The organism is Psychrobacter sp. T6-1 (assembly GCF_052258445.1).
Genome location: NZ_JBQQFC010000179.1, coordinates 1 through 4,989 on the forward strand (window position 1 = coordinate 1; position 4,989 = coordinate 4,989).

A 4,989-nucleotide genomic window follows, 5' to 3' on the forward strand; every position below is an offset into this window, starting at 1 on the left:
TGCTGGTGGTGTTGGCATTGCTGACGACGTTGATGGTTCTGATGGTGCTGATGACGCTGAAGGCTCTAATGACGCTACGAAATTTGCATCATGAGTAGGAGCAAGCTCTGATACCGTTTCATCAGAGCTTGGGGCGTACTGCTCGCCATATTGCTCACCATAGTTAGCGACAAAAGCATCTGTTGCTAATAGATCATCAACGGTACTGGCATCATTCCAAGCAAAGCTTGGCTCTACCTTGCGTAAAGTCGTGACAGGCTCTTTTAATGACTCATCGTTAGCATAAGAGCTAGCAGTTGCCATTACCGCTTGCGGTTTAGAACCCATAGCCGCCGCTTCTGTTGCCGCTATCGCCATAGACGCTTTTACGCTGTCTTTTAGACCTGACTTCGTCAAAAAGTCCGTCAACACATTACCAAAGCGACCACTGTCCGCTGTGTCATTGTCTTGTTTCTCTGGTAGCTCAAGTGGCAATTGACCTGATTTTTCTTGTTGATCGACGTCTGTTTTTTGAGCGGTCGCAAACTCGTCATCAAGCTCATCGCTATCCTCTTGAGATTCACTATCGTTTTGTTTTGCGCTTTGGGCCTCACTACGTTGAGCCTTATCACTGACTCCAGAGCCAAGCCACCCAAGATCAGTGAGCTTATGGTATACCGTTTGCCAGTGAATGTTGAAGGCAAAAGTCGCGGTAATAATCACAAACAATGTCAAAAACGCCATGCTGCCCCACTGCGTTAACAGTTGCGCTAAACGTGCTTGTAGTTCAAGACCGATGATCCCGCCTGCCACTCCTTTTAGAGCGGTTGCGCTAGGGTTAGCAACTTGCTGAATAATAGCCACTACTTGAGCGAATAAGGCACTAGCACTGAGCAATAAAAACACATAAGCCATCAAGCGCAAAGGCCAAAACGTCGGCTTACTCTCCCACCAAATCAGAATAGACTCATACACCAAAAACGCTAGCAACCACCAAGCGCTAAAGCCAAAAAAACTGTAGAGCAGATCGGATAACCAAGCGCCCATAGCGCCGCCCATATTATTGATCGTATTCATATCACTACTGATATGTGACCAGCTGGGATCATTACCGGTATAAGTCAGCAAAATCACAAACAAATACACGGCCACTATCAATCCAAGGACCGTAAATATGCCTTTTTTTAAATAATCAATAACTGATGCTGATATCACGTAGGATCTGCCTTTATCAATACGATTCATACAAAGGGGTGCCAGATTATGACGAGTGTTCGTCATAATGGCGTCACATATAACTCTAGTAAATAAGCGCTGCTAACCACAAAGCCTATAGCAAAACACAGGATGTCTTATGCTGTATATAACCTCCTATAATAACAAATAGATAGGTAAATTGGCGACTGAGTTATCAACAAATCTGGCTTTAATGCTTTGTTTATGGTTTTATTCTAATGATAATGATGTTTGTTTTAGCAAACTTGCACTTTTAGCTTATCACCCTTATGTTAGTATCACGCCAGCATGTTGACAACACCACAAATAACGATACCGTTCGTCATTTTTAAAGACGACGTTTTTACCTTTTTAATGCTACCTTTGTAGCATAATTTTCATCTCACTTTAATTAATAAAACTTAATACTACCGTAAGGAACCAATATGGCAACTGACAACACTCGCCACGAAAAACTCATTATCTTAGGCTCAGGTCCAGCAGGGTATGCCGCTGCTGTCTATGCGGCGCGCGCTAACCTAAAGCCTGTCGTGGTCACAGGTTTAGAGGTCGGCGGACAGCTTACGACAACGACAGAGGTCGATAACTGGCCAGGCGACCCGTATGATCTGACAGGGCCTGCGCTAATGGAGCGTATGAAATCTCATGCTGAGCGTTTTGGTACTGAGCTGATTTATGATCATATCAACGCGGTGGATTTGAGCGAGCGTCCTTTTAAGCTAACTGGCGACAACGGCAATTTTACGTGTGACGCTCTCATTATCTCAACGGGTGCATCCGCTCAGTATTTAGGATTAGAATCAGAAACCAAATTTAGAGGCCTTGGCGTCTCCGCTTGTGCTACTTGTGATGGATTCTTTTATAAAGATCAAAAAGTCGCGGTTATTGGCGGTGGTAATACCGCAGTTGAAGAAGCGCTATATCTATCCAACATCGCATCCGAGGTGACCTTAGTGCATCGCCGTGACAAGCTGCGCTCTGAGAAAATACTGCAAGACAAGCTGTTTGAAAAAGCCAAAAACGGTAATGTCAAAATCGAGTGGGATCATAAAGTCCGCGAGGTGGTCGGCGATGATATGGGCGTCAACGGTGTGGTCATCGAGTCGATGTTAGATGGTAGCACTAAAGAGCTGGACGTGTTTGGCATGTTCGTTGCTATTGGTCACAAGCCCAATACCGATCTGTTCAAAGGGCAGCTGGACATGAAAGATGGTTATCTTGTGGTCAACAGTGGCCTTAATGGTAATGCAACCCAGACCAGTGTTGAGGGCGTTTTTGCCGCAGGTGATGTCGCAGATCACGTCTATCGTCAAGCGATCACCTCAGCGGGCACTGGCTGTATGGCAGCACTCGATGCTGAAAAGTATCTTGATGCTATCGGTGAAGCGGTTGCCACTGACCACACTTACGCCTCAACTTTGACTGCGGACAAAGAGGCGTAAGTGAGCGCCTCTGCCAACAGTCATTCAAGTCAACAACCTCTGGTTAGTGCCAGCACCATCACGCCTGAGAGGCTAAAAAGTCTTGGGCGTTATAACTTTCCAAGTCCAATAGAGGTCGATCCTGATGGTATAGGTATTATCGCAGTAGGCGGAGACTTGGCAGCAGAGACTCTAATATCCGCTTATGCGCGCGGTCTGTTTCCTTGGTTCAACGAGGATGAGCCGATTGCTTGGTGGTGCCCCCAGCCGCGCTGCGTGATCGCGCCAAAGAGCTATCAGCCCAGTAAGTCGCTACGCAAACAAGCAAACCGCATGCGTTGGCAATTGACCCTCAATCAGGCTTTTGATGAGGTCATTCATGCCTGTAGCTTACCGCGTAGTGATGGCCTGCCCGAGGGCGAACATACTTGGATTCATGAAGAGATGATTGAAGCTTATACCGAGCTTCATGCTCATGGTTTTGCTCATAGTATCGAGGTTTGGGATGAGGTGGGACAGCTAGTAGGCGGCTTATATGGTCTAAAAATAGGCAGTATTTATTTTGGGGAATCCATGTTTCATACTGCCTCTAACGCGTCCAAACTTGCGTTTTGGGGTCTTATGCGTCTATGTGAGCAAAGTGGTGTGGCGCTAGTAGATTGCCAACTGCCAAACGAGCACTTGATGAGTTTGGGCGCGGCCACAGTGCCGCGTACTGAGTTTTTGGCGCAGCTAGATAGCCTTATTGGTGCGCGTTCTGTCCAATGGCAAACCGGTTCGCACAAACCTCTATCTGCTGCCAAGTTAGGTTCTGCGCTACCTTGGAAAGTACAACCATAACCATAGAGAGGCGCAAACGATTACACGTATAGACAAAGCCAGATATCTACCCACACAAGGACGGCTATATGTCATCTGACGATTCGTTTTTATTAATAGGTCAATTGGCACAAACTGCCAATACGACCAAAGATACGGTGCGTCATTACGATGATTTAGGATTACTAAAATCTCGTAAACGTCAAGCAGGATCACGGCTATACACTGAGTTTCATCCTGAATGCGTGGATCGTATCGCACTGATCAAAAGCGCGCAAGCGATTGGCTTTACCTTGACTGAAATTCAAAACAGTCTAAATGACTATTACGATGGTCAGCTTGATTTGGATGAACAACTCGATATCGTCAAACAAAAACTAGCGCAAATCCTTGAACAACAAGCCACTATCAATCTTATGGTAGAGACCCTAAGTCAGCGCTTAGTCACCCTTGAACAAATGAAAAAAGATCAAAATAATCTCGAGAAATAAACGTCCTAAAGAAGTAATATCCATCCTCTAAGTAACATTAATCATATAAGTAACGACGCTGCATAATAAGAGCATCAACACTTACCCTATGCACCTCTGTGTAATAGTCTTTTCGCCTATGAATGACCTCAAACCCTTGCTGTTCGTATAGTGCAATCGCCGCATCATTATCTGCCCTCACCTCTAACATTAATTGCTGAGCGTCTTTGCTAATCAATACGGTATGCAAAGCTGTAAAAAGCTGTGAGGCGACACCTTGACGCTGATAGTCAGGATGCGTGCCTATTCTTAATATCTCGCTTTGCTCAAAGATTACTTGATAGAGGCAGTAGCCAATGATTGTGTCATTTTGACGGACTACCAATAAATCAATACTATCCTGTGAAAGCAAATCTACTAAGGTCTGATAATCCCAAGCATCTCGCGGTTGAATAATGGTTTCGATGTTAGCAACGGCTTGAATAATGCTTTGAGGGTTAGATGATTCTTTGTTTAGCAAATCTATGGTTAGCATTATCTTGTCTCTACAAGTTACATCTATAAGGTTGAAGGGCGCGTAGGGTGGGTTAGTTTTTTCAAGCTCTCGTAAAAAGTGAAGAAGAAACGTAACCCGCCATCAGATTTTGAACCATAGATTTAGCGGGTTACGCTTGTTGTGACATATCAGAATATAGCTCTTAAGCTCTCTTATCAATTAACTTCGTAATACAATTTGAAAGGTCAGCCTTTGTAGAATGCGCCTCTCGCACCGTTGATTAAAAAGTATATCGATTAAAGCCGAAGATTCCTGTCTACTAGAGTATTTTTAGAATAACCAAACAAGCCTTATATCAACCATTCGTGGTGCGCGAGGCACACCCTACAGCCCAAACCTTATAATTATCTACAAACAATATCCCGCCCACAAAAAAGCCACCCTAGCGGATGGCTTTTCTATGTCTAGCAGTTAGACGCTAAGTCTAACAAGTAAAAGCTAATCTAATGATTAGTCCTTAACTGAAGCAACAACACCAGCGCCTACCGTACGGCCGCCTTCACGAATA

General features: G+C 44.7%; 5 protein-coding genes. 3 read left to right on the plus strand and 2 right to left on the minus strand.

What is annotated here, in order from left to right; translation table 11 throughout:
* Positions 1-1,260, minus strand: a 1,260-nt coding sequence (locus ACTXGO_RS09525) for a DNA translocase FtsK 4TM domain-containing protein (protein ID WP_443574215.1), incomplete at its 3' end; no start/stop codon positions are given.
* Positions 1,261-1,640: 380 nt separating this feature from the next.
* On the opposite strand from ACTXGO_RS09525, the gene trxB reads away from it, so the two are divergent.
* The 3 genes from trxB (at position 1,641) to ACTXGO_RS09540 (ending at position 3,946) form a co-directional block, all read left to right on the plus strand.
* Complete coding sequence (gene trxB / locus ACTXGO_RS09530; RefSeq protein ID WP_443542647.1) at positions 1,641-2,657, plus strand: thioredoxin-disulfide reductase; 1,017 nt, start codon at positions 1,641-1,643, stop codon at positions 2,655-2,657.
* A gap of 39 nt (positions 2,658-2,696) precedes the next feature.
* Complete coding sequence (gene aat / locus ACTXGO_RS09535) at positions 2,697-3,476, plus strand: leucyl/phenylalanyl-tRNA--protein transferase (protein ID WP_443542661.1); 780 nt, start codon at positions 2,697-2,699, stop codon at positions 3,474-3,476.
* Between the two features lie 68 nt (positions 3,477-3,544).
* Entirely contained in the window at positions 3,545-3,946 is a 402-nt protein-coding gene (locus ACTXGO_RS09540; RefSeq protein WP_443542649.1) for a MerR family transcriptional regulator, read from the plus strand.
* Between the two features lie 37 nt (positions 3,947-3,983).
* On the opposite strand, the gene rimI is transcribed toward ACTXGO_RS09540, so the two are convergent.
* A complete protein-coding gene (gene rimI / locus ACTXGO_RS09545; protein ID WP_443542651.1) occupies positions 3,984-4,460 on the minus strand; it encodes a ribosomal protein S18-alanine N-acetyltransferase in 477 nt (158 codons plus the stop codon).
* Positions 4,461-4,989 lie beyond the last annotated feature (529 nt).